The organism is Cystobacter fuscus (assembly GCF_044360685.1).
Taxonomy (GTDB): domain Bacteria; phylum Myxococcota; class Myxococcia; order Myxococcales; family Myxococcaceae; genus Cystobacter; species Cystobacter fuscus_C.
In genome coordinates this window covers 7,242,167-7,266,169 of the sequence record NZ_CP043491.1, presented here as the reverse complement: position 1 = coordinate 7,266,169, position 24,003 = coordinate 7,242,167, and the positions used below count along the sequence as shown (strand labels likewise).

The 24,003-nt window shown below is 69.7% G+C and carries 21 protein-coding genes and 2 tRNA genes; 18 read left to right on the top strand and 5 right to left on the bottom strand.

The annotated features are described in order from the left end of the window. Positions 1–9: 9 nt before the first annotated feature. Positions 10–756 carry a hypothetical protein gene (locus F0U63_RS29585; RefSeq protein WP_395834838.1) on the bottom strand — a complete coding sequence of 249 codons (747 nt, stop codon included), beginning with the start codon at positions 754–756 and terminating at the stop codon, positions 10–12. Positions 757–844: 88 nt separating this feature from the next. On the opposite strand from F0U63_RS29585, the gene F0U63_RS29580 reads away from it, so the two are divergent. Further along, positions 845–1,546 carry a hypothetical protein gene (locus F0U63_RS29580; protein ID WP_395834836.1) on the top strand — a complete coding sequence of 234 codons (702 nt, stop codon included), beginning with the start codon at positions 845–847 and terminating at the stop codon, positions 1,544–1,546. A gap of 22 nt (positions 1,547–1,568) precedes the next feature. Here the strand turns inward: F0U63_RS29580 and F0U63_RS29575 are convergent, their stop codons facing one another. Then, positions 1,569–3,158 carry a hypothetical protein gene (locus F0U63_RS29575; protein WP_395834834.1) on the bottom strand — a complete coding sequence of 530 codons (1,590 nt, stop codon included), beginning with the start codon at positions 3,156–3,158 and terminating at the stop codon, positions 1,569–1,571. A 53-nt stretch (positions 3,159–3,211) separates the two neighbouring features. Beyond that, the gene (locus tag F0U63_RS29570) at positions 3,212–6,238 is read right to left on the bottom strand and encodes an ATP-binding protein (protein WP_395834832.1); all 3,027 of its coding nucleotides are present in this window, start codon (positions 6,236–6,238) and stop codon (positions 3,212–3,214) included. Positions 6,239–6,560: 322 nt separating this feature from the next. Here F0U63_RS29570 and F0U63_RS29565 point away from each other — a divergent pair, with 322 nt between their 5' ends. From F0U63_RS29565 to F0U63_RS29525, 9 genes are read left to right on the top strand one after another with little or no spacing between them, the layout of a single operon-like run. Next, the gene (locus F0U63_RS29565) at positions 6,561–9,074 is read left to right on the top strand and encodes an ATP-binding protein (protein ID WP_395834830.1); all 2,514 of its coding nucleotides are present in this window, start codon (positions 6,561–6,563) and stop codon (positions 9,072–9,074) included. 44 nt (positions 9,075–9,118) lie between these two features. Further along, complete coding sequence (locus F0U63_RS29560) at positions 9,119–10,993, top strand: tetratricopeptide repeat protein (protein WP_395834828.1); 1,875 nt, start codon at positions 9,119–9,121, stop codon at positions 10,991–10,993. A gap of 14 nt (positions 10,994–11,007) precedes the next feature. Beyond that, complete coding sequence (locus F0U63_RS29555) at positions 11,008–11,844, top strand: lysophospholipase (protein WP_395848445.1); 837 nt, start codon at positions 11,008–11,010, stop codon at positions 11,842–11,844. A gap of 35 nt (positions 11,845–11,879) precedes the next feature. After that, positions 11,880–12,224, top strand: coding sequence for a bactofilin BacN (gene bacN, locus F0U63_RS29550; RefSeq protein ID WP_002624368.1), 345 nt, complete (start codon positions 11,880–11,882; stop codon positions 12,222–12,224). Positions 12,225–12,275: 51 nt separating this feature from the next. After that, complete coding sequence (locus F0U63_RS29545; RefSeq protein WP_002624369.1) at positions 12,276–12,602, top strand: polymer-forming cytoskeletal protein; 327 nt, start codon at positions 12,276–12,278, stop codon at positions 12,600–12,602. A 3-nt stretch (positions 12,603–12,605) separates the two neighbouring features. Continuing rightward, positions 12,606–13,295 (top strand): polymer-forming cytoskeletal protein, encoded by a 690-nt coding sequence (locus F0U63_RS29540; RefSeq protein ID WP_395834826.1) that lies wholly within the window; start codon positions 12,606–12,608, stop codon positions 13,293–13,295. 57 nt (positions 13,296–13,352) lie between these two features. Further along, the gene (locus F0U63_RS29535; protein WP_395834824.1) at positions 13,353–14,186 is read left to right on the top strand and encodes a ParB N-terminal domain-containing protein; all 834 of its coding nucleotides are present in this window, start codon (positions 13,353–13,355) and stop codon (positions 14,184–14,186) included. Between the two features lie 2 nt (positions 14,187–14,188). Continuing rightward, a complete protein-coding gene (gene pyrE / locus F0U63_RS29530) occupies positions 14,189–14,752 on the top strand; it encodes an orotate phosphoribosyltransferase (RefSeq protein ID WP_395834822.1) in 564 nt (187 codons plus the stop codon). Continuing rightward, the gene (locus F0U63_RS29525; protein WP_395834820.1) at positions 14,749–15,378 is read left to right on the top strand and encodes a hypothetical protein; all 630 of its coding nucleotides are present in this window, start codon (positions 14,749–14,751) and stop codon (positions 15,376–15,378) included. Before pyrE ends, F0U63_RS29525 begins: the two co-directional genes overlap by 4 nt. Positions 15,379–15,394: 16 nt before the next feature. Here F0U63_RS29525 and F0U63_RS29520 read toward each other — a convergent pair whose 3' ends face one another. Both F0U63_RS29520 and nadB read right to left on the bottom strand, forming a co-directional pair. Further along, positions 15,395–15,988: a TIGR00730 family Rossman fold protein gene (locus tag F0U63_RS29520; RefSeq protein WP_395834818.1), complete on the bottom strand. Its 594-nt coding sequence runs from the start codon at positions 15,986–15,988 to the stop codon at positions 15,395–15,397. Between the two features lie 29 nt (positions 15,989–16,017). Further along, positions 16,018–17,607 carry an L-aspartate oxidase gene (gene nadB, locus F0U63_RS29515; protein WP_395834816.1) on the bottom strand — a complete coding sequence of 530 codons (1,590 nt, stop codon included), beginning with the start codon at positions 17,605–17,607 and terminating at the stop codon, positions 16,018–16,020. Between the two features lie 87 nt (positions 17,608–17,694). Between nadB and F0U63_RS29510 the strand changes: the two genes are divergently transcribed. From F0U63_RS29510 to F0U63_RS29475, 8 genes are all read left to right on the top strand, one after another. Next, positions 17,695–18,384 (top strand): transglycosylase SLT domain-containing protein, encoded by a 690-nt coding sequence (locus F0U63_RS29510; RefSeq protein ID WP_395834814.1) that lies wholly within the window; start codon positions 17,695–17,697, stop codon positions 18,382–18,384. Then, positions 18,338–19,816 (top strand): tetratricopeptide repeat protein, encoded by a 1,479-nt coding sequence (locus F0U63_RS29505; RefSeq protein ID WP_395834811.1) that lies wholly within the window; start codon positions 18,338–18,340, stop codon positions 19,814–19,816. Before F0U63_RS29510 ends, F0U63_RS29505 begins: the two co-directional genes overlap by 47 nt. An 11-nt stretch (positions 19,817–19,827) precedes the next feature. Then, positions 19,828–20,517 (top strand): CDP-diacylglycerol--glycerol-3-phosphate 3-phosphatidyltransferase, encoded by a 690-nt coding sequence (gene pgsA, locus F0U63_RS29500; protein ID WP_395834809.1) that lies wholly within the window; start codon positions 19,828–19,830, stop codon positions 20,515–20,517. A gap of 81 nt (positions 20,518–20,598) precedes the next feature. Beyond that, a tRNA-Gly gene (locus tag F0U63_RS29495) sits at positions 20,599–20,673 on the top strand. A 15-nt stretch (positions 20,674–20,688) separates the two neighbouring features. Beyond that, a tRNA-Gly gene (locus tag F0U63_RS29490) sits at positions 20,689–20,763 on the top strand. Between the two features lie 191 nt (positions 20,764–20,954). After that, entirely contained in the window at positions 20,955–21,734 is a 780-nt protein-coding gene (locus F0U63_RS29485) for an ABC transporter permease (protein ID WP_395834807.1), read from the top strand. Further along, the gene (locus F0U63_RS29480; protein WP_395834805.1) at positions 21,734–23,053 is read left to right on the top strand and encodes an ABC transporter ATP-binding protein; all 1,320 of its coding nucleotides are present in this window, start codon (positions 21,734–21,736) and stop codon (positions 23,051–23,053) included. Before F0U63_RS29485 ends, F0U63_RS29480 begins: the two co-directional genes overlap by 1 nt. After that, positions 23,050–23,880, top strand: a complete 831-nt coding sequence (locus F0U63_RS29475; protein ID WP_395834803.1) for a glycosyltransferase family 2 protein — start codon at positions 23,050–23,052, stop codon at positions 23,878–23,880. The genes F0U63_RS29480 and F0U63_RS29475 overlap by 4 nt, the downstream gene beginning before the upstream one ends. The last annotated feature ends 123 nt before the right edge of the window (positions 23,881–24,003 follow it).

The window sequence follows — 24,003 nt, the reverse complement described above, 5'->3', positions numbered from 1 at the left end:
CGCGGGGGTTCAGCGCTCGGGTTCCGGCGGGGGGAGCTCCGCCGGGGAGCGGTGGCGCAGGAAAAAGGCGGAGAGGAGGGCCAGGACCCCGGCGAAGCCCAGGGTGAGGGTCATGGAGTTCTTCTCCGTGTTGGCGGACGCGAGCAGACACGTCAGGCCCACCAGCCACTGCGCGAGGTTGGCGATGCGATGGAGCGACGCGAGGTCGAGCCATTTGGCGAGGACCGAGACCGCCGCGGGTCCGAGCAGCAGCACGGAGAGCCAGGCCTTGTACTCCTCCGGGACATCGGGCTGGTACACCACCCAGACCCACGCGGCGCTGCCCACGGCCGAGCCCACTCCTCCCAGGAGACCGGTCATGGGCATGGCGACGGCTTGATGCTCGCGGACCCGGGCGAGCATGGCGGGGGTCACCTCGAGCGCGTAGGGAAAGCCCAGCCCCTGCAAGGCTTCCAATGCCGCGCCGCCCACCCGCTGTCCCTCCGTGGTGCTCAGGGTGCACAGCCGCTCGTCCTCCAGCACCTCCAACAGGAGGTCCGCCCGGCTCCGCGCGGACTCATCTGGCGCCAGGGGGAGCGCGAGCCCGTTCACGAAGAACTCCACCTGGTTCGGTGTGACGTCCTCCGAGCGCAGCGCGCCCAGCCGCTCGAGCAGCGGAACGGCCCGGGGTTTGACGTCCGGCACCTCCAGGGAGGAGGGGAGGGACGGAACGTCCTCGGAGGTGACGGTGGACGGGGTGGAGCGGAGGCGTTCCATGCCCCTCAGTCTAGTCATCACGCGGGCCCCCGTGGAAACAGGCGCCGGGCCGGTAGGATGTCCACCCCTTTTGCCCGAGGTCGCATCCATGAAGACTCGAGTCCTGAGCGCCCTGTTCCCCGTGTTGCTGTCCCTTCCAGCGCTGGCCGCCGAGCCCGTGCGTGCGGACCTCGATGGGGATGGCAAGCCGGAGTCCATCACCGTGAAGTGGGACGTGGATCAGGGGAGCTTCACCCTCCAGGTGGGAAGCGCCAGCGTCCGGGCGAAGACCGAGGATCCCAACGAGGGCGGAGTGGAGGTCGTGGACCTGGACAGCGGCGACAAGTGGAAGGACATCGCCATCACCACGGGCCAGACGGACAGCGACCACCGCGTCTTCCTCTATGGCTTCGATGGCAAGACGCTCAAGCCCCTGGGCGAGGTGCACGCCCTGACCGAGGCCAAGGGCAATGGCATCATTCTCTCGGACTCGTGGATGGGCTTCTGGAACAAGCGGGAGAAGTACGTCCTGGACCGCCCGGCGTGGAAGATCCGCGCGGTGCCCCAGCCCCTCTACGCCGTGGGCGTCGAGTGCAAGGTGAAGCAGTCCTTCCCCCTCGTCCAGGGCCGGAGTGACAAGAGGCAGGTGGCCACCCTGGCGCAGGACTCGCGCATCCAGGTGCTCGCCGCGGACACCTCGGGGCGCCCGGGCGAGGAGTTCTACCTCGTGAAGTCCTCCACCGGGCTGTTGGGGTGGGCCTCGAGGGCGGACCTCGAGGGCAAGACCGAGGGCCTGCCCTTCGCGGGGTGAGCCTTCCCCCGGGGAAGGCCGCTCAACGCAGTTGCCGGTACTCGGCGAGCGAGAAGGGCTTCACCAGCTTGCGGCCCGCGCGCATCCAGAGCGTGCCCGCATCGTCCAGGGTCCCGTAGAGGCTCAGGCCGCCGGGGATCTGGTAGCGGTAGAGCAGGCCCTGCTCGGCCGCGTCCGTGGCGAGGATCTCCACCGGGTAGGGGTTGGGGACATCGTTCGTGCCGGGCGAGCTGTTGAACATGAAGAACGCATCGCCCTTCCCGGGCTGGGCGAAGCGTCCCACCAGCGCGCCGGTGGGCGTGAGGGGCTGCTGATCCTTGTTGATGACCCGGCCCTCGGTGAGCGACTTGCGCGTCACGTCCATGAACCAGAAGCGGTTGGAGGTGATGACCGCCAGGCGGTTGTTGTTGGCGTACGGAATCAGCGCGGCGAGGGAGCCCGGAATCGGATCGCTGATCCACAGCCGGGACTGGGGGTTGGAGGCGACGCAGGCGGGGAGGTTCGCCCCGAAGGCACAGGCACGGACGGTCGCCGACCCCTGTTGCTGCGTGCCCAGGTACATCACCGTGCCGGTGTCGTTGAACGCGGTCCAGGCCGCCTGGATGGGACTGAGTTCATCGATCTCGTACAGGCCGAGCTGTTCTCCGTTGGCGGTGGTGCTGGCGTATTTCAGGACCAGCACGCGGAGGTTGACGGTCTCGGTGTGCTCCACGCGCAGGGGCACGAAAACCTTGCCCGCCTGCGGCCCACTGGTGATGTGGACGGGATCTCCGGCGGGCCGGCCGGGAAGAGGGTTGGCCGCTCCGGTGTACTCCCGACTCCATTTCACATCCCCCTTGGGTGTGACCAGATAGAGGCCCGTGATGTTGTAGATGAAGGCGTTGCCGTCGGCGGCCACCACGAGGTTCTCCACCTCGGCGTTGACCGAGTAGGTGACCTTGAAGTTCGCGTCGAGGGAGAGCAGGCCCCGGCCCGGAGTCCAGACCCAGCGAGTGCCCGTGCCGGCCGGCTTGCGGTCGGTGATGAGCGTGGTCGCGTCACAGGGGAAGTTGATCTCCACGCGCTGGGGCGTGTTCGGGTTGTTCTTGTCCACCCGGTAGAGGTACGGGCGGGCGCCATCCATCGCGCAGCCGATGAACGACACGGAGTTGCCGCTGCCATCGGCGACGAAGTAGTCCGGCACCACCTGGCTGTTGGCGTTGGGCGGCTCCACCACCTCCTCCACGGGGAAGAACGTGGCCACCTGGCCCTGGGAGACATTGGTGCGTCCATCCGCGCAGGTGACGCGAGCGTTGAGCGACAGCGGCACCGCGAGGCCCAGCCCGTAGCTCAGCTCGGTATGTGCCAGCTCCACCGGGGTGGGATTGCCGCCGTAGGTCACCTGCTTGATGAACCGGGTGTCGTCGAACAGCTCCAGCCGCTGCACCTGATCGCACCCGGAGGTGGAGATGGAGAGCTTGAAGCTGCGTGCCACGGTGCTCGTCTCCTCCAGGCGCACGGTGACCTGGGGCGGATCCGGAGTGGTGACGGGCGGGGGGTTGTTGCACGCGAGCGCCAACAGGGACACCAGCGCCGAGGCGGGCACTGCCTGACGGAGAGGGGAGTGAGCCATGATGGGGGCGCACTCTAGGTCAGGAGGAGCCGCTCCTGTCAGGCCGGACCGCGTCAAACCTGGAGGGGCAGGTGGACCGAGAAGGTCGTGCCGCCCTGGATCGTCGATTGGGCGCTGACCGTGCCGCCATGCGCGCGGACGATCTGCTCCACGATGTAGAGCCCCAGGCCGATGCTCCGGCCCGCCTTGTCCACACCCTGCCCGCCGCGCTGCAAGGGCGCGAAGAGCAGGGGGAGCAGGGCCGGGGCGATGGGCTCGCCGCCGTTGTGCACCTCGATCAAGGCCTGGTGGGACCGCTTGCGGACCTGGATGTGCACGGGGCTGGGCGCGGGGCTGTACTTCACCGCGTTGTTCACCAGGTTGATCACCACCTGGGAGAGCCGGTCCGAGTCCCACTCGCCGTTGGGCATCTCGTCCATGTCGAGCAGCAGCTCACGCCCCGAATGCGCGAGCTTCACCTCCTCCACGGCGTGCCAGACGATGTCATGCAGCGCCGCGGGCACGCGCTCGATGCGCAGGCCCCCGCCCAGCCGCGCCTGGGTGAAGTCGAGCAGGTCGCGGATCATCCGGTTGGCGCGCTCGGCGCTGGCCTGGATGCGCGCGGCCATCTTCGCCGTCTTCTCGTCCAGGTCCATGCGGCGCAGCATGAGCTGCGTCGACATGAGGATGGCCGAGATGGGGCTGCGCAGATCGTGGCTGACGATGCCGATGAGCTGCTGCTCGAGCTGGATCCGATCCTGGGCCACGCGCTCGCGCTCGGTGCGCTCGCGCGCCAGCCGCACGGCGCTCTCGACGCGGGCGAGCAGCTCGGGGGCGTTGAAGGGCTTGACGAGGTAGTCGTCCGCGCCGGCCTGGAGCCCCTCGATGCGGGCCTCGGTTCCCGCGCGCGCCGACAACAGGATGAGGGGCACGGAGCGGGCGCGGGCATCCTCCCGGAGCTTGCGCAGCAGGCCGAAGCCGTCGAGCCTCGGCATCATCACGTCACTGAGCACGAGGTCCGGCGCCCACTGGAGCACGAGGGCGTACGCCGCCTCTCCATCCTCCACCGTGCGCACCTCGCTGGAGCGCTGGAGCAGGGATTTGATGTAGCCGCGCATGTCCGCGTTGTCGTCGGCGATGAGGATCTTCGGCCGAGAGGGGAGCTGGAACCCCTCGGTCCTGGAGGGCGGGGCGGCGGGCTCGGCCGTGGGGGCGGGCGCCGGGGCGGGGGGACCTTCCACCGCGTCGGGCAACCAGCGCAGCGCCTCCTCGGCGAAGGCCGAGCTCAAGGACTGCGAGCCCAGGGTTTTCTCGCGCGGATCGACGCGGGTGGGATCCAGGTGGGCCTGGCCGAAGGGCAGCTCGACATGGAACGCGCTGCCCTGTCCCTCCACGCTCTCCGCGCGGAGCGAGCCGCCCTGCAACTTCACCAGCTCCTGCACCAGCGCCAGTCCGATGCCCGTGCCCTCGTAGGTGCGGCCCCGGGTGGCCTCCACGCGGTGGAAGCGCTCGAACAGACGAGGCATCTCGGCCTCGGGGATGCCGGTTCCGGTATCCCGCACCGTCAGCCGCACCCGGCCCCCGAGCGGGGTGAGCTGGACCTCGACGCCGCCCTTCAGGGTGAACTTGAAGGCGTTGGAGATGAGGTTGAGGACGATCTTCTCCCAGAAGTCGGTGTCCACGTAGACGGGCTCGGGGAGGGCGGGCGCCGTGACGGTGTACGTGAGTCCCGCCTGGGCCATCGCCGACTCGAAGGCGCTCGCCAGGTCCACGGTGAGCTGGGACAGATCGGTGGGCCGGTAGCTGGCCTGGACCCGGCCCGCCTCGATGCGGGAGAAGTCCAGCAGGGAGTTGACGAGCTTGAGCAGCCGCAGGCCGTTGCGGTGGATGAGCTGCTGCCGCTGGCGCTGCCCGGCGGACAGCGGCTCCAGGAGATCCGCCAGCGAGTCCTCCAGGGGCCCCAGCATCAGGGTCAGGGGCGTGCGGAACTCGTGGGACACGTTGGAGAAGAAGGCCGTCTTGGCGCGATCGATCTCGGCGAGGGCCGCGGCGCGCTTCTGCTCCTCCTCGTACGCCCGGACGTTGGTGAGGGCGGTCGTCACGGTGTTGCCCAGCAGCTCGTAGAAGGCCCGGTAGCTCGCGTCCAGGGCACGCCGCACGCTGACACCCGCCACCAGGCACCCGGTGGGAGAGGCCGCGCCCACCGGCTGCAGGGGAATGAGCAGCGCCTGATGGGGCGGCTCCTCATAGGGCTCGCAGCTCCAGGCGCCGAACCGGCTGCGCAGATCCTCCACCGGCTCCATCCGCCGCGACTCCAGGACACGGGCCAGTGGCCAGCACGGCGCGTCCGGGCCCCCGAGGTCGAGCCCGGCCGGCCGGGCCACGCTGTCCGGCGCGAGCCCCGTGCCTCCGAGCAGCCGGGCATGCCGGCCCGCCTCGTCAAACTGGTAGTAGAGCAGGAAGGGCAGATCGAGCACGGACTCCCCGGCGGCCTGGCTCAGCCGCTCGCCCACCTCGGCCAGGGACTTCACGTCGCCGAGCCGCGCGGCCAGGTGTTGCAGCGCCTGGGTCCTCCGGGCGCTGAGCATCTTGTCGGTGGTCTCGGTGATGGGGTGGAAGAGGCCGCCGACGTTTCCCGTCTCGTCGCGGATGGGGCTGAACGAGAAGGTCATGAACGCCTCCTCGAGGTAGCCGTACCGGTCGAGGATCATGGGCAGGTTCTCGAGGTACGAGCCGGTGCCCGCCTGGGCCCGATCGACCACGGCGCCGACGGCGGGGAGCGCCGAGGCCCAGCACTCGTTGAAGCGCTGCCCCATGGATTGGGGGTGTTTGGCGCCGCAGATGGGGCGGTAGGCGTCGTTGTAGATCTGCACGCGCTCGGGTCCCCAGGCGATCAGGATGGGGAAGGTGGAGGACAGGCAGAGGCTGACGGTGGTGCGCAAGCTCTGGGGCCAGGACTCGACGGGACCCAGGGGCGTGGTGGACCAATCCATGGACCGGATGAGCTCGCCCATCGCGCCACCGCCTGACAGCCAATCCATGCGGGAGGTCCGCGCGGTGTTCTCGAGGTCCATCTCCAAGGGGAGGCCGGGTCGCGTCATGGGGGGCATCATACGGGTCTACCCACGGCGGACCGCGCCCAGGGGCTCGGCTGCCGGGGAGGGGAGGGTTCCCATCGGGTAGGGAGGATGAATCCCTCCCCATGTGTTGGATTCAGGGCAGACGAGAAAGGAAGCGCTTTGTCCCGGGGCCGGTGGGGTTCCTACGTGGGGGAGTTGAATCATGACGCTTGCCCTGACTCGCGCGGTTCGCCACGCTGGCCCCCCACGCGCTTCGACGGCATGATTTGGAGCCGCGCATGACGGCTGACGCTACGTTGGAAAATCGCTGGTCTTTTCACCCCTTAGGAAAGGACCAGGCACCATGGGGGATTCCTTGAGAGCGGAACTGGCGGGGCCTCGTGGCCGCGTCCTGGTGATTGGAGCACGTAAGACCAACGAGGTCCTGCTCGCGCATTTGTCGCATGCGGGCTTCCAGTGGGTCATCACCGAGGACCTGGACGAGTTGCCGCGCCTGGCCGAGTCGTCGCGGCCGGATGCGGTGCTCGTGTCCGCCACGGGCAAGCGCGCCACCGAGGCGCTCGAGGCCATCCGCCGGGATGCCCGGCTGCGCGAGCTGCGGGTGCTGGCGGATCTCACCCGGACGCGCTCGGAGGTGCTGCGCAAGCTGCCCGCGGATGACTGGGTGCGCAACCTCGAGGAGCTCACCACGCGGCTGGACACGGCCCTGCGCGAGCGGCGGCTCATGGCGCGCACGCGCAACCGCATGGAGCGGCTGTTGGAGATCACCCAGGTGGCCACCAGCTCGCTGGAGCTGGAGGACATCCTGCGCCTGGCGGTGGAGAAGGTGGGCGCGGTCATCAACGCGGACCGCTGCTCGGTGGTGCTGGTGGAGGACAGCAACTCGCGCACCGCGAGCGTGGTGGCCACCATGGAGGACCCGGGCCTGTCGCTGGACGTGGACCTGGCGCGCTACCCCGAGCTGCGCCGGGCGCTGGAGACGCGGCAGCAGGTGTTGGTGGAGGAGGCCCAGAGAGATCCGCTCATGGCCGAGGTGCACCCCGCCATGGCGTCGCTCGGCGTGCGCTCCATCCTCGTGCAGCCGCTGGTGTGCCAGGACGAGCTGCTCGGGGCGCTCTTCCTGCGCATCTCCCATGGCACCGAGGGCTTCAACCGGGACGAGCAGGAGTTCGCCCAGGCGGTGGGCGCGGCGCTCGCCAACTGCATCCGCAACGCGCGCCTGCACACCAGCCTGAAGAAGAAGCGCGACGAGCTGGAGCTCGCCTACGTGGAGCGCTACCGCGAGCTGTCGGACGCCAACCGCCGCCTCAAGGACTTGAACCGGCTCAAGGACGAGATCATCGCGGTGTGCAGCCATGACCTGCGCGCCCCGCTGCAGGTTCTGCTGGGCCATGGGCGGCTGCTGCTCGAGGGCGAGCTGGACGAGATGCAGAAGCAGTCCGCCGAGGCGATGATCCGCCAGGGCCGGAAGATCCTCGGGCTGGTGGAGTCGCTGCTGGAGCGGGGCAAGGGGGACGTGGCGCGCCTGTCCATCGAGCCGCGCGTGCTGGACATCTCGGTGCTCTGCCGCGAGAGCGTGAGCGAGCTGGGAATCCTGTCCAAGGAGCGGGGTGTCGCGCTGAGGGCCGAGGCGCCCGAGCGCATGATGCTCATCGGCGATGAGCTCAAGATTCACGAGGTGTTGCAGAACCTCATCACCAACGCCATCCACCACGCGAAGGACGCGGGGCAGGTGGTGGTGCGCGCCTCCCGGCTGGTGCGCCCGGACGGGGACGTGGCGCGCATCGTGGTGCAGGACGATGGCAAGGGCATTCCTCCCGAGGAGCTGCCGCTCGTCTTCGATCGCTACCGCAGCGGAGCCAAGGCGGGCGGTGGCACGGGGCTGGGGCTGGCCATCTGCAAGGAGTTCGTGGAGCTGCATGGTGGGGAGATCTGGGCCGAGGCCCCTCCCGAGGGCGGCGCCGCGTTCATCTTCACGCTGCCCCTGGCGCACGAGGTCCAGCGCGCCGTGCAGAACCTGCCCAACAAGGAGACGACCGAGCAGCCGCGCGTGCTGGTGGTGGAGGACGAGCCGGAGATCGCCGCGGTGCTGGTGGAGGTGCTGCGCTCGCGCTACCGCGTGGACGTGGCGCGGGATGGCGCCGAGGGTCTGGCGCGGGCGCGCTCGTCCAAGCCGGATCTGGTGGTGATGGACGTCTTCCTGCCCAAGCTGGACGGGCTGGACGCGGCCGTGGCGCTCAAGTCCTCCTCGGACACGGCGGGCATTCCCGTCATCCTCCTGTCGGCCCATCAGGGCGTGGCCGACAAGGTGCGCGCGCTCAACCTCGGCGCGGTGGACTACATGAGCAAGCCCTTCAACGCGATGGAGCTGCTCGTGCGCACCGAGCGTGCCCTCAAGCTGCGCAAGGAGGAGGGCGAACTGGAGCGCGCCGCCCCGAGCGCGCGCCGCAGCGGCAATGATGCCATCACCGGGCTCTATGACCGGCGCGGTCTGCTCCTGCGCCTGGATCACGAGGTGGGCCGGGGACGGCGCTACAGCCGGCCGGTGAGCCTCGCGGTGCTCCGTCCGGACCGCCCCGTCGCCAACGAGTCCTTGGTGGGGGTGCCCCCGGTGATACGTGCCCGGCTGCGCACCCAGGACATCCTCGGCCACATGGGGGACGGGGTGCTCGCCATCATCCTGCCGGAGTGCAATGTTGAAGCGGCACGCAATGCCATTGGCCGCCTGCTGCCCGATGTCGAGAAACAGACGCGGATGGAGTACCGCTCGGCGGTGGCGGACGTGAGCCACGACAGCGAGCCTGTGGAGCGCATCCTGGAGCGGCTGGGGGCGCCGTCCCCGGTTCCCCGGTTGTAGAGGCCCCCCTGCGTGGGCGCCGCCTCCGCGCTAGAATCGGAGGCGTGCGCATCCCGCGAAACGCTGCCCGCGCCGTGCCGTTGCTGCTCCTCCTCGGGTGGGGGGCGGCCGCGGCGCCCGTTGCCCGCCGGCCGAAGGCGGATCGCTCGGCCATTCGCGAGGCCACGTCCCCGACGTCCCCAGCGGTCGGCTCCGCGTCGTCCGCCAGCTATGCGCATGCCTTGAAGGCGAAGCTGCTGCACCTGGAGGGTCAACACCAGGGCGCGGCGGACGAGCTGCGGCTGGCGCTGGCCACCGACGAGGCCAACCCCTACCTGCTCACGCGCCTGGGTGAGGAGTACCTGCTCCTGGGAGAGCTGGAGCGGGCGGAGCGGGAGTCGCGGCGCGCGGTGGAGCTCCAGCCCCGCTACTACGAGGCGCGGTTGATGCTGGCGCGCGTGCTGAAGGAGGCGCGCAAATCCCGGCTCGCCCAGCAACACCTGCGCCGCGCCATCCGGCTCAAGCCCCGCGAACCGGAAGCCTACCTGCAACTGGCGCAGCTCCATCTGGAGGCACGGGCCCACGACAAGGCGGTGAAGGCGGTGGAGGCGCTGGCGGCGGCGCTTCCCGGCGAGGTGTCCGGCTACCGGCGGCTCGGGATGGCCCTGGCCGAGCGGGGAGATGCCGTGCGCGCCGAGCGGATGCTCAAGCGGGCGCTGGAGCGCGACCCGGGCGACGTGGAGGCGTTGATCACGCTGGCGCGGCTCAACGAGAAGGCCGGGCGCCTGGCGGCGGCGGAGGAGTACCTGGCGCGGGCGCTGGAGCGCGACCCGGACAACGTGGCGATGTTGGAGGGGGCGGGGCGGCTCGCCCTGCGGCTCGGCTCGTCGGTGCGGGCCCGGGCGTACTTCGATCGGCTGCTGGCGGACGCGGGGGATCCGGAGCTCACCGTGCAGGTGGCGCTGCTGTTCCTGGCCGCGCGGGACAACCCCTCGGCGCTGGAGGTGCTGGACGCGGCGCGGGGGGGCCGGGGCGCGTCGCCGCGCGTGTCCTTCTACGCGGGTCTGGTGCACGAGCGGTTGCGACACTTCGAGCAGGCGGCGGCCGCCTATGCCGAGGTGCCCGATGGCTCGGTGCTGGTGGCGGATGCGCGCTCGCGCCGGGCCCTCTGCCTGTCCCAGGCGGGACGGCACGCGGAGGCGCTGGCCCTGCTCGCGGAAGCGCTCGAGGAGAATCCCGAGGACACCGGCCTGCGTATCCAGCAGGCCCGGGCGGTGGAGCGCGGTGGAGATCCGGAGCGCGCGGTGGCCCTGCTGCGCGAGGCGCTCGGGCGCAAGCGGACACCGGAGCTGCTGGAGGCGTTCGCCTCGACCCTCAAGCGCCAGGGCCGCCCCGGCGAGGCGCTGGCGGCGCTGCGCGAGGCGATCTCCCAGGCCCCGGAGGACGTGGCGCCGCGCTACGTGCTGGCCACGGTGTTGCTGGACATGGGGGACGTGCCGGGCGCCCTGTATTCGATGCGCGGCGTGTTGCGGTTGGAGCCGGACCACGCGGCGGCCATGAACTTCATCGGCTATCTGCTCGCGCAACACGGCCGGGACTTCGCCGAGGCGGAGCGGCTGGTGCGGCGGGCGTTGACGTTGCGTCCGGACACGGGCTCGTTCCTCGACTCGCTGGGGTGGATCCACTACCAGCGTGGCGACTACCCGAGCGCGGTGCGGACCCTGGCGCGCGCGGCGGAGTTGGAGCCCGAGGAGCCCGTCATCCTTGAGCACCTGGGGGATGCCTACCAGCGGGTGTCGCGTCCGGAGGCGGCGGCGGAGGCCTGGAAGCGGGCGTTGGAAGTGCTGGAGCGGATGCCGGAGGCCGCCGATCCCGCGGATCAACGCGCCCTCATCGAGCGGAAGCTGAAGTTGCTATCCACTGGTGCGGCGGGTCGCTAATGTCCCCGGCAGCCATGGCGCGCTTCGACGAGGGGTTCTTCACCAGCAGGGACGGGCTCCGGCTCTATTGGAGATCCGATCAGCCGGAGCAGCCTCGTGCCCACGTGGCCGTGGTGCACGGCTATGGCGATCACATTGGCCGCTACCTGCCGACCATCGAGGCGCTCACGGCGCAGGGCTTCGCCGTGCACGGCTTCGACTACCGGGGCCATGGCCGGGCGGACGGGCGGCGGGGCCACTGCGATGCGTGGCCGGACTATCTGGACGATCTGAACGCCTTCTGGGAGCGGGTGCGCGCGGCGGCGGGCGGCGGCAAGCTCTTCCTGCTCGGGCACAGCCACGGAGCCTTGATGTCCGTGCACCAGTGGGCGAGGGGAGGGCTGCAGGGGCTGAGCGGCATGATGTTGTCCTCGCCCTTCTTCAAGCTCGCCATCACTCCGCCCCGGGTGAAGCTGCTGGCGGCGAAGGTATTGGCGCGGGTGGTGCCATGGGCGCCCCTGCCCACCGAGCTCAAGCTCGAGCAGCTCAGCCGGGACGAGGCGGTGCAGCGCGCGGCGGACGCGGATCCGCTCTACGGCCGGATCGTCACCCCGCGCTGGTTCATCGAGTCGGCGAAGGCCCAGGCGCGGGTGCTGGCGATCGCGCCGGGCCTCCAGGTGCCGCTCCTGCTCTTCAGCGGAGCGGAGGACGGCGTGGCGAAGGTGGAGACCGGACGCGCCTTCTTCGATGCCGTGGGCTCCCGCGACAAGGTGTACAAGGCGTATCCGGGGATGCGCCACGAGCCGCTCAACGAGCTCGGGCGCGAGCAGGTCTTCCGGGACATCTGCAACTGGATCTCCGAGCGTCTCTGACGTAGGTTGGAATCTCACAGCCGAGGCTTCACCGCATGGCACAGGGCGATCAAACGGGCATCATCGGCAAGGGCATCGTCATCCGGGGCAATCTCACCGGGGGCGGCGATCTGATCATCGAGGGACGGGTGGAGGGGCAGATCGCCCTGAAGAACCACCTGACCATCGAGGGCACCGGCAAGGTGCAGGCGGACATCCGCGCCGAGGAACTGACCATCAATGGCGAGGCGAGTGGCAACATCGACGCCTCGGGGCGCGTGGCCATCAACGCGTCGGCGAAGGTGGCCGGAGACATCAAGGCCCCGCGCGTGGTCATCGAGGATGGAGCGGTGTTCAACGGCTCCATCGAGATGGACGTGAAGTTGCCGGACGACATCTAACACGGGCCTCGCGGCCAGCAGCATGCCTCTCGGGAGGGGTGGACAACACTCATGGCGAATACGGTCATCGGTTCGAGCATTGTCATCGATGGGGAGATCTCCGGCGACGAGGACCTGGTCATCCAGGGCACCGTGAAGGGGAAGATTTCCCTCAAGGAGAGCCTCTACGTCGAGGGCAGCGGCGTGGTCGAGGCGGACATCGAGACGCAGAACGTGGAGATCGCCGGCCGGGTCACGGGCAACATCGCGGCCTCGGACAAGGTGGAGCTCAAGACGGACTGCCGCGTGGTGGGCGACATCCGGGCGCCGCGCATCCTCATCGCCGACGGAGCCTCCTTCAAGGGCAACGTCGACATGGACATCCCGAAGGAGCGCTGATCCTTGGCCACCACGAAGGAACTGGCCTCTGGGGCCAACGTCAACAACACCGTGGTGGGTCCCTCCATCCTCATCAGCGGCAAGCTGACGGGTGATGAGGACCTGACCGTGCGCGGCCGGGTGGAGGGGGAGCTCACCCTCAGCCGGACGCTCATCGTGGAGCCCACGGGCGTGGTGAAGGCGAACGTGGCGGTGAAGAACGCCATCATCAGCGGCGTGGTGGTGGGCAACATCAACGCCACCGAGAGCGTGGAGCTCACCCGCGAGGGCCGCATGGTGGGGGACATCCACTCGCCGCGCGTCATCATCGTGGACGGGGCGAGCTTCCGCGGCCGTGTGGACATGGGCGAGGTGGAGCCGGGCCGCGTGCCCGCCGAGCGTCCCGCCCTGCCGCGTCCGGCCCCCGTGCGCACGCCGCTGCGTCCGGGCACCACCGTGGCGCGTCCCGCCCTGCCGGGAGGCCGTCCCACGCCGCCGCCCCCCGCGCCGGCTCGTCCCGCGGCCGCTCCGCCGGCCCGGCCCGCGCCGCCACCGGCTCCGGCGTCCCGGCCCGCGCCGCCTCCGCCGCCCGCCGCCCGGGCCGCCGAGCCGACGCGTCCCGAGCCTCCCCGGCCGCCCCCCGCGGCTCCGCTTCCTCCCACGGTGGCGGAGGGGGCTCGCAAGAAGGTCGTCGTGAAGAAGAAGGGTCGTTGAAGCGTTGGGGGTACCCGTCCCTAGGGGGCGGGTTAGCCAAGGGTGCGGATGAACGCCATGAACGCCGAGAACAGGATCGACGAGGTGGACGCGGAGCCGAGCACCCAGGCGGAGGCCGCGCCCGGAGTGGACGCGGCCGATCCGTCCGGCGCCTCCGCCGATGCCGTACAGGAGCCCACGGGCGCGGTGTCCGGGGGCGAGCAGTCCAACGCCGGGGCCTCGTCCGAGGGCGAGGTTCCCCCGAAGGCCGCTGACGAGAGCCTCGAGTCCGCCACGCTGCGCCGTCGCGGCCACGTGGCGCCCGCCCACCTTCCGTTGGAGCGGATCGACGAGGACACCACCTTCCAGATCCGCCCCGTGGGGGAGTTGTCCGCGCTGGCCACGGATCTGGCGCGGCTGGGCCAGCTCTTCCCGGTGGACGTGCGCTTCCGGCCGCCGGATCGCTTTCAAATCATCTCCGGCTTCCGGCGCGTGGCGGCGCTGCGCTTCCTTAAGCGTGACCGCGTCCTCGCGCGCCTGCACACGGATCTGTCCGACGAGGACGCGCTGCTGCTGGCGCTCGCCTCGGCCATCCATGCCGAGCCGGTGAGCCGCGAGGAGCTGGAGGCACGCCGGGACAAGCTCGAGGCGGAGGGGCGGCTCACGCCCATCGCCCGGGACATGCTGGACAAGGCGCTGGCCACCGACGAGTCGCTGGCGCCGGAGACGGTGGAAGAGGAAGTCGACGCGGACGAGCTGGCCGTGGAGGCCACCCAGCGGCTGGTGGACATCAACCAGGATCTGGCGCTGCTGGCGGACGTGTTCGCCGACCTCGACGAGACGCGCAAGCAGGAGCTGATCACCCAGCTGCGCTACTCCGCGGATCTCGTGGCCTGGCTGGAGAGATTGTGAAGATGGACACGCCCACGCGTGACAGGGACCGGCTGCTGCAACTGCTCACCGAGCGCTCCTTCGAGCGGCGCAAGGTGGTGCTCTCCTCGGGCAAGGAGTCGGACTTCTACATCGACTGTAAGCGCACGGCACTGCTGGCCGAGGGGCACTACCTCATCGGCCGGCTGCTGCTGGATGCGGTGCGCCGCGAGGCTCCCGAGGCCGTGGCGGTGGGAGGCCTGACGCTCGGCGCGGATCCCCTCGCCTCGGCCGTCAGCCTCACGAGCTACCTGGCCCAGACGCCGCTGCATGCCTTCATCGTCCGCAAGGAGCCCAAGGGCCACGGCACGGGCCAGTGGATCGAGGGCATGAAGGCACTCGGGCCCGGCGCGCCCGTGGCCATCCTCGAGGACGTGGTCACCACGGGGGCTTCCACACTCAAGGCCATCGAGCGCGCGCAGGTTGAAGGGCTGCGGGTGCTCGGAGCCTTCGCCCTGGTGGATCGGCTGGAGGGTGGGCGCGAGGCGGTCGAGGCCAGTGGCCACAAGCTCCACACCCTGTTCACCCGCCGGGACTTCATCCCATGAGGATGGGGTTGCGGTTCGGGGCGCTGCTGCTGGCGCTCGCGGGCTGTGTCACCGTGCCTCCCCAGGTGGGGGACTCGGCGCCGGTGAGCAAGGACGAGCGCCTGGAAGAGGCCTACCAGAAGATCCTCGCGCGCTACTCGGGCCGGGATGAGATCTACAAGGGCTTCGACACCATCCTCTTCGCCACGGCGACCTTGCAGACCGAGGCCTTCCGCGAGGCGCGTCTCCAGCGCCAGGCCCACTTCAAGGCGCTGCCGCAGGAGCGCGTCCGGGAGAGTCTCGCCCAGGAGATCTCGGCGGCGACGGGGACGCACGAGCTCTTCCTCGGCGTCTACGTCTACGACTACCACTACGACGACTTCGATCGTCCCAACTCCATCTGGAACGTGGAGCTGGTGACGCCGGCGGGCACGGTGCGGCCCCTGAGCGTGGAGCGGGTGGGCCGGGCGGACATGGAGATGCGCGCCTACTATCCGTACACGGGCGTCTTCTGGGTGGGCTACCGCCTGCGCTTCCCCACGCTCTTCACCAATGGGGCCTTCGTCATTCCGGCCAACGCCGAGTGGGTGATGCTGCGCCTGGCGTCGACGCTCGGCAAGGCGGAGCTGCGGATGCAGACGCGCTGAGGCGGGGCCGTCCGGCTCAGCTCTGCGCGGGGCCCAGCACGGGCGTGGCCGGGGTGAGCGGCTGCGCCGCCTTCAGGAGCGTTTCCAGCAGGGCGGCCGGCGAGGCGTCGTGGACGAAGGGCTGGGCGCGAGTCTCCGGAATGAAGCCTTCCTCCACCGCGCGCCGCATGAGGGCGAGCAGGGGCCCGTAGAAGTCCGCCACGTTCAGCAGGCCGATGGGCTTGTGGTGCAGGCCGAGCTGGGCCCAGGTGGTGATCTCGAAGAGCTCCTCGAAGGTGCCCACGCCGCCGGGCATGGCGATGAACGCGTCGGCGCGCTCGGCCATCATCGCCTTGCGCGTGTGCATGGAGTCCACCAGGTGCAACTCGGTGAGGTTCTTGTGGGCGATCTCCCGGGATTGGAGCAGGTGGGGCAGCACGCCCACCACCTGGCCGCCCTCGGCGAGCACCGCGTCCGCCATGGCGCCCATGAGGCCCACGCTCGTGCCTCCATAGACGAGGGTGAGCCCCCGCCGGCCCAGCTCCGTGCCCAGGGCGCGCGCGGCCTCGAGGTACTCCGGCCGCGCTCCCACGCGCGAGCCACAGAAGACGCAGATGGATCGAATGCTCATGGTTCGGGGCTTTCCTCGAGGTGGGGGGTTCACGGATCGCGGCGTACCACGGTGTCGTGCTTGCCGCGGTGATCGTCGCGCTCCGGGTAGTCCAGCGTGAAGTGCAGGCCGCGGCTTTCCTTGCGCCGGCTGGCGCAGTCGACGATGAGCGTGGCCACCTCGCAGATGTTGCGCAGCTCGATGACGTCCTGGGTGACCTTGAAGCGCCAGTAGTAGTCGCGGATCTCCTCGCGCAACAGCTCCAGCCGGCGGCGCGCGCGCATGAGGCGCTTGTCCGTGCGCACGATGCCCACGTAGTTCCACATGAGGCGGCGGATCTCATCCCAGTTGTGGGCCACGACGACGCTCTCGTCCGAGGCCACCGCGCTGCCCTCGTCCCACTCGGGTGGATCCACCTGGGGCGCGGCGAGGGCGCGCGCCTCCTCGGCGCAGACGGCCGCGGCGCGATGGCCGAAGACGAGCCCCTCGAGCAGCGAGTTGGAGGCGAGCCGGTTGGCGCCATGCAGGCCCGTGTGGGCCACCTCGCCGATGGCGAACAGGCCGGGCAGGGTGGTGCGGCCATTCAAGTCCGTCACCACGCCGCCGCACATGTAGTGGGCCGCGGGCACCACGGGGATGGGCTGCACGGCCATGTCGATGTTGAAGGCCTTGCACGTGGCGTAGATGTTGGGGAAGCGCTCGGAGACGAAAGCCCGGCCCAGGTGCGTCATGTCCAGGTAGACGCAGTCGTCACCGGTGCGCTTGAGCTCGGCGTCGATGGCGCGCGCCACCACGTCGCGCGGCGCCAGCTCCCCCATGCGGTGATAGCGCTCCATGAACTGCGCGCCCCCGCGCAGCCGCAGCTTGCCGCCCTCGCCGCGCAGGGCCTCGCTGATGAGGAAGCTCTTGGCCTCGGGGTGGAAGAGGCAGGTGGGGTGGAACTGGTAGAACTCCATGTTGGCCACCTGAGCCCCCGCCCGGTACGCCATGGCCACCCCATCCCCCGTGGCCACGTCCGGATTGGAGGTGTAGAGATACACCTTGCCCGCGCCGCCCGTGGCCAGCACCGTGCCCTTGCCCAGGAAGCGCTCGATCTTCCCCGAGGGCATGAGCGCGTACACCCCCAGGCAGCGCCCCGGCGCGCCCGGCCCGTGCCGCCGCTCGAGGATGAGATCGATCGCCGCGGTGTTGGGGAAGAAGGTGATGTTGGGCTGCTCGGCACACGCCGCGAGCAGGGCGCGCTGAACCTCGCGCCCGGTGATGTCGCCCGCGTGGACGATCCTGCGCTCGGAGTGTCCGCCCTCGCGCGTCAGATCGAACTCGCCGGAGGCCCGCCGGTTGAAGTCGGCGCCCAGCTCCACCAGCTCGCGGATGCGCTCGGGCCCCTCGCGCACCGTCACCTCCACGGCGTCCAGGTGGTTGAGGTCCGCACCGGCCTCCAGGGTGTCCTGGATGTGCGCCGCGAACGTGTCCGTGGGGGACAGCACACTCGCGATGCCTCCCTGGGCATAGGCGGTGTTGCTCTCCTGGGGCTCGCGCTTGCTGAGCACCGCCACCGTGCCGTGCCGGGCGGCCTGGAGGGCGAAGGACAGGCCCGCGACGCCACTGCCAAGGACCAGAAAATCAAACCGATGGGGCATGTGTGGGAGCCTTAACGACTGTAAGTGCCGGAAACAAGGCGATTTCTTGAGGACTTTCGGGCGGGGAATTAAGGTTGGAGCGCTACCATGCGACCCTTCTTCCTTCCCTTGCTCTGCGCGCTGCTCCTGGCCCCGCTGGGCGCCCGTGCCGAAGGTGGCATCTACCGGTACGTGGAGAAGGATGGAACGATCGTCTACACGAACGTGCCTCCGGGGGGAGCCAAGAAGGCGAGCCGGCTCAAGGGCACCTTCTCCGAGGCGCCCGCGGTCAGTGCGCCGGTGAAGGGCCGCGCGCGCACGCCCGAGGAATTCGAGGCCCACATCACGGCCGCCGCGACGCGCTACAAGATTCCGTCCGCGCTCGTGCGGGCCATCATGCACACGGAGAGCAACTTCAACACCAACGCGCTCTCGCCCAAGGGAGCCAGCGGGCTCATGCAGCTCATGCCCGCCACGGCGTCGGACATGTACGTGCGCGACATCTTCGACAGCCGGGAGAACATCGAGGGAGGGGTGCGCTACCTCCGGGTGCTGGCCAACCTCTTCGAGGGCGACATGGTGAAGATGGTGGCCGCGTACAACGCCGGCCCCGATGCCGTGCGCAAGTATGGGGGCCAGGTGCCGCCCTACCCGGAGACCCAGGCCTACGTGCGCAAGGTGCTCCAGCTCTACTTCCATTACAAGGAACGCGAGCGGCTCTCCAAGGACGAGCCCCGCGGGACGACTTCCGATGCCAACGACGCGCGTGACGGGGCGGGGGCCCAAGAGCCCCGTTGACGAGGACTTCCTCAAGCAGCTCTATCAGGGAGGCGAGTTGCTGGCGCAGGGCCGTCTGGACGAGGCCCGGCGGTTGCTCGAGCGGGCCCACCAGCTCCAGCCCCGCAACGAGAAGGGCCGCAACATGCTGGGCCTGGCCTACTTCAAGCTGGGCCACTTCGACCGGGCGGCGGAAATCTACGAGGCCCTGGTGCGCGACAACCCGGTGGACGCCACGCTGCGCGTCAACCTGGGGCTCGTCTACCTGAAGACCAACGCCCTGCAGCGCGCGATGCGCGAGTTCGCCACCGCGACGGATCTGCAACCGGACCACAAGAAGGCCCACAACTACCTCGGGCTGGCACTGGCCCAGGCCGGCGAGTATGGCCGGGCCCGGCAGCACTTCCTCGTGGCCGGCAGCGAGGCCATGGCCCAGAAGATGGCCCGGGCCATCGCGGGAGGCTCCTTCGCCCGGACGCCCCCCAGGGCCGCCACGCCCGCGCCCGTCCCAGCGTCCGCGGCGCGTCTTCCTCCTCCCCCCTCCGAGGGCCAGTGGGGCGCCCAGTTCGGCCTGGACGAGCTGCCCCCGGCCACCGACGACGAGCTGCGCTTCGCCGAGGACGAGGGACCCGGAGCACTGCCCGCCTCCGACCCGGAAGACGGCGCGCGCGCACCGGACGGGACACCCGGGGACGAGGCCCGAGCGGCCTTCCAGGCCTCGGCCTCGCAGCCGGACGGCGAGCGGTTGCCCGAGTCCCTGGATGGGGCCACGCCCGAGCTGCCCCCGCAGTCGCCGGGCTTTGCTCCCACCGAGGAGGTTCCGCTGCTGGCGGAGCTCACCCCCGCGCTGGCGCTGGAGGGCGCGAGTCCCACGCAGCGGCTGCGCGTGGGCGGTGGCAGCTTCTCCGTCTACGTGGAGGGCGAGCTGCTCACGCGGCTGGAGGGGCTGGTGGCCTTCAGCGGACAGCTCGAGTTCGAGCCGGAGCGCAAGCGCTTCCGGGGCCGCGCCACGGACGAGCCCTTTGGCCAGGGCCCGGCCCGGTTCACGCGGGCGAGCGGCCGGGGCGTGCTCTTCCTGGAGGCCGCCGAGGGGCACTCCTTCCTCGCGACGGACCTGGGGGACACGGGCGTCTACGTGCGCGAGGAGTGCGTCTTCGCCTTCGAGGAGGTGGTGGCCTTCGAGAATGGCAAGGTGCCCTCGGACGTGCCGCCCGACCTGGACCTGGTGTACCTGCGCGGGCAGGGCAGGGTGGTGCTGCGGGTGCGCGGCGCGCTGCGCTCGGTGGGCGTCTCGCCCGAGGCGCCGGTGACGGTGCCCATGTCCTACCTGGTGGGCTGGCAGGGCTCGGTCACCCCCCGGGTGGTGCCGCTGTCCCGGGACAACCCCCCGCCCGGGGTTGGAGTGGAACTGAGCGGCGAAGGATTTGCCCTCATCTCCCTGCCACTCCGCTAGAACGCTCCGCCATGGATCGAGCGGAGCGAGCGGTACGGAAACGGCACAAGAAGGAGGAGCGGGCGCGGCGTCGCGCGGCGCGCCAGCCCAGCATACTGGTGCAGGAGTTCTGGAACCTGCCGAACATGCTGACGCTCGGGCGCATCGTGCTCATCCCCCTGTTCGTCTGGCTCACCTACGAAGCGGACCCGTTCGACTCGCTCCTGGCGGCGGCGGTGTTCGCGGTGGCCGCCATCACCGACATCGTGGATGGCTACCTGGCGCGGCGCTGGAACCTCATCACCGTGGTGGGCAAGTTCATGGATCCGCTGGCCGACAAGCTCATCGCCATGGCGGCCCTGGTGATGATGGTGCGGCTGGGGCGCATCGCGGCCTGGGTCGTCATCGTGCTCTTGGCGCGCGAGTTCATCGTCAGCGGCCTGCGCACCATCGCGGCGAGCGAGGGCATGGTCATCGCCGCGGGGCAGGAGGGCAAGTGGAAGACGTCCCTGCAGCTCGTGGGCATCATCTCCCTGTGCGTGCACTACGAGCACTGGGTGGACATGGGCTTCTACGCGGCGCCGGTGAACTTCAACAAGGTGGGCCAGGTGCTCGTGTACCTGTCCGGGGCGTTCTCCGTGTGGAGCGCCGTCGTGTACTTCCGGGCCTTCCTCTCCATGCTCGCCCGGCGAGGTGGCGGAGGCGGTGAACAGAAGGCTTGACGCCTCCGGATGCGGGGGGTATACCGCCCTCACTTTCGACGGCGCCGCGAGGCAACGCCGGAGGTCATCAGGAGTCGAGACGCGGGAATAGCTCAGCGGTAGAGCATCGCCTTGCCAAGGCGAGGGTCGAGGGTTCAAATCCCTTTTCCCGCTCCACAACTCCAATCTGATGCGGGAATAGCTCAGCGGTAGAGCATCGCCTTGCCAAGGCGAGGGTCGAGGGTTCAAATCCCTTTTCCCGCTCCACACAAAGGCCCCCTGGGAAACCAGGGGGCCTTGTCGTTTGTACGTTTCACCGGGCCGGCACGTCCGCTGACCGCCGTGCTCCCGCCGGACGCGTGGAACGCCCTGGATCGAAGGGCTGCCTGCCCTGCGGAGCGGGGAACTGGAGGGCGGTACCTCCTGCCGCCCCTTTATGCTGTATGAATGGGCCCCGCATGCTTCGCAACCTCCGAGAGCTCTACCAATACCGGGGTCTGCTCCTGAGCCTGACCCAGCGCGAACTCAAGGCGCGCTATCGCAACTCGGTGCTCGGGTTCCTGTGGACGTTCCTCAACCCGATGTTGCAGATGGCCGTCTACACGCTGCTCTTCTCCGTCTACATGCGGCAGAAGCTCGAGGCCTACACGTTCTTCGTGTTCGTGGGCCTGCTGCCGTGGATCTGGTTCTCCAGCTCGCTGAGCGCGGGGGCCAGCTCCATCAGTGACCGCAGGGATCTGCTCACCAAGGTGCGCTTTCCGGCGCAGGTGCTCCCGGCCACCGTGGTGGTCACCAACCTGGTCAACTACCTGCTGTCGCTGCCGTTGATGATCGTGCTGGGCTTCTTCTTCGGCCGCTGGCCCACCTGGCACATCGTGGCGTTCCCGGTGGTGCTGCTCATCCAGTTGTGCGTGACGCTGGCGCTCTCCTACCTGTTGTCCGCGCTCAACGTCTTCTTCCGGGACCTGCAGCAGATCGTCACCAACCTGCTGACGCTCTGGTTCTTCGTCACGCCCATCTTCTACCAGTCCCTCACCATCCCCGAGCATGTGCGCACGTTGGCCGTCCTGCTCAACCCCATGGCGGTGATGGTCACCTCCTACCAGGCCATCTTCTACGAGCAGCGCCTGCCCGACGCGGGGCCCCTGCTGTTGTGGATGGCCATCGCGTTCATGCTGCTCATGTTCGCGTCCGTGCTCTTCGAGCGGCGGCGTGAGGAGTTCGCGGAGTTCGTCTGATGCCCCAGCCCCCCATGGATGCCATCGTCCTGCGCGACGTGGTGAAGAGCTTCCGGAAGAGCACCATCCGAGGCGAGTACACGACCTTCAAGTCCGAGCTGGTGCGCTGGTTGCGCGGCCAGCGCCGGCAGCAGCCGGACACGGTCATCGAGGCGCTCCGGGGCATCAACCTGACCATTCCCCGCGGCAAGACGGTGGGAATCATCGGCCGCAATGGCTCGGGCAAGAGCACGCTGCTCAAGCTCATCACCGGCATCTACTCGCCCACCTCGGGCTCGGTGGAGATCAACGGCCGCATCTCCGCCCTGTTGGATCTGGGCGCCGGCTTCCACCCGGACTTCTCCGGGCGGGAGAACATCTTCATCAACGGCGTCATCCTGGGCCTGTCCCGCGCGGAGATCCGCGCGCGCATGGACGGCATCATCGCCTTCAGCGAGCTGGGCGACTTCATCGACGAGCCGGTGCGCACGTACTCCAGCGGCATGTACATGCGCCTGGCCTTCGCGGTGGCCACGCACGTGGACCCGGAGATCCTCATCATCGATGAGATCCTCGCGGTGGGCGACGAGCACTTCAGCCGCAAGAGCCTGCAGAAGATGACGGAGTTCCAGAAGTCCGGGAAGACGATCGTCATCGTCACCCATGACCTGGGAACGCTGGAGCGCTGGTGCGATCTCGCCGCGTGGATCGACGGCGGGCGCATCCGCGAGATGGGAACTCCCGCGGACATCATCCGCCACTACAAGCAGGCCGTTCATCTGGCCGAGTCCCAGGGCAATCCGATGCTGGCGCCCGCGCTGGCCGCGGATGGAGGCGCGCTCCCCGAACTGGTCACCACCCCCCAGGTGGCCGCCCAGGCGCAGTTGCGGCTGGGCGAGATCCGGCTGCTGACCCGCGAGGGCGTGTCCGCCACCGAGGTGGACACGGAAGACGGGCTGGAGCTTCAGCTCGACTTCTCCACCCAGAGCGAGGTGAAGCTGGGCGGCTTCGGCTGGCGCCTCCAGCGGGCCGATGGCTCGCTCGTGTACGAGACGAGCACGCTCGTGGACGCCGTGCCGCTGCCCCAGCCCCTGCCCGCCCAGGGCATGGTGCGCTTGATGCTGGAGCGGCTCGGGTTGATGCCCGGCCAGTACAAGGTGGCGGTGTCCGCGCTCGCGGCGGATGGAACGCCCTATGAATCACGTCCGGAGGCCTGCACCTTCAACGTGCGCTCGTCCCTGACGGACCAGGGCATCACCCGTCTGCCGCACCGCTGGGAGCTGTTGGCCCACGACGCCGCGGTCGTTCCCTCGACCTCGGAGAAGGCCGTCAGCGCGTGAACACGCGAGTAACCATCGCGTTGGGTGTCGTCCTCTACCGCAATCCACCCGAGGAGCTGCGCCGGCTCGTTGCCTCGCTCGAGCTGTGCCGCGACACCCCGGGCACGCCCTCCTTCCAGGTGCGTTGGTGGGACAACTCGCCCGAGGACTCCCTGCGCGAGTCCCTCGCGCGGCTCGTCCCGGCACCCGACTACCACTTCGCCGGTGCGAACCTCGGCTTCGGGGCCGCGCACAACCGGATGATGGCGGAGGTGTTCGCCTCGCCCGGTGTGAGCCACTACGTCTGCGTGAACCCGGATGGGGTGCTGCACCCGGACTGCCTGGCGCAACTGGTGGAGGAGGCCAGCCGGATGCCCCGGACGGGCCTGGTGGAGGCCCGGCTCTTTCCGGACGAGCACCCCAAGCGCTACCACCCGGTGACGCATGAGACGCCCTGGTGCTCGGGCTGCGTGCTGCTCGTCACCCGGGAGCTGTGGCGGGCCGTGGGGGGCTTCGACGAGCGCTTCTTCATGTACTGCGAGGACGTGGACCTGTCCTGGCGCGCCCGGGCCGCGGGCTTCTCGGTGCGCCTCGCCCCCCGGGCGCTCGTCCACCACTACACCGTGACGCGCGAGACGAGCCGCGCCCGGGAGCTGAGTGTGCGCCGCAGCGCCGCCCTGCTGGGCGCCAAGTACGGCGACTCCGGATTCATGCGGGCCCGCCTCCAGGAATACCAGGCACTGGGAGGCGAGCCCTTCGCCCTCCCTCCGGTGACCCGGACGGAGCGCCGCTTCGCGCGGATCGTGGACTTCGCCCACCTCTTCGACTTCGCCGAGGCTCGCTGGTGATAGGCTCGCCCGATGCGGTACAGGACCCCTCCGGGGAGAGCGTCCAGTTGCGCGCATGGGTGCTCGAGCGCGTGCGGGCTGGCGGCCGTGTGGCCCTGCTCGGCCGGGAGCCGGGATTATCCA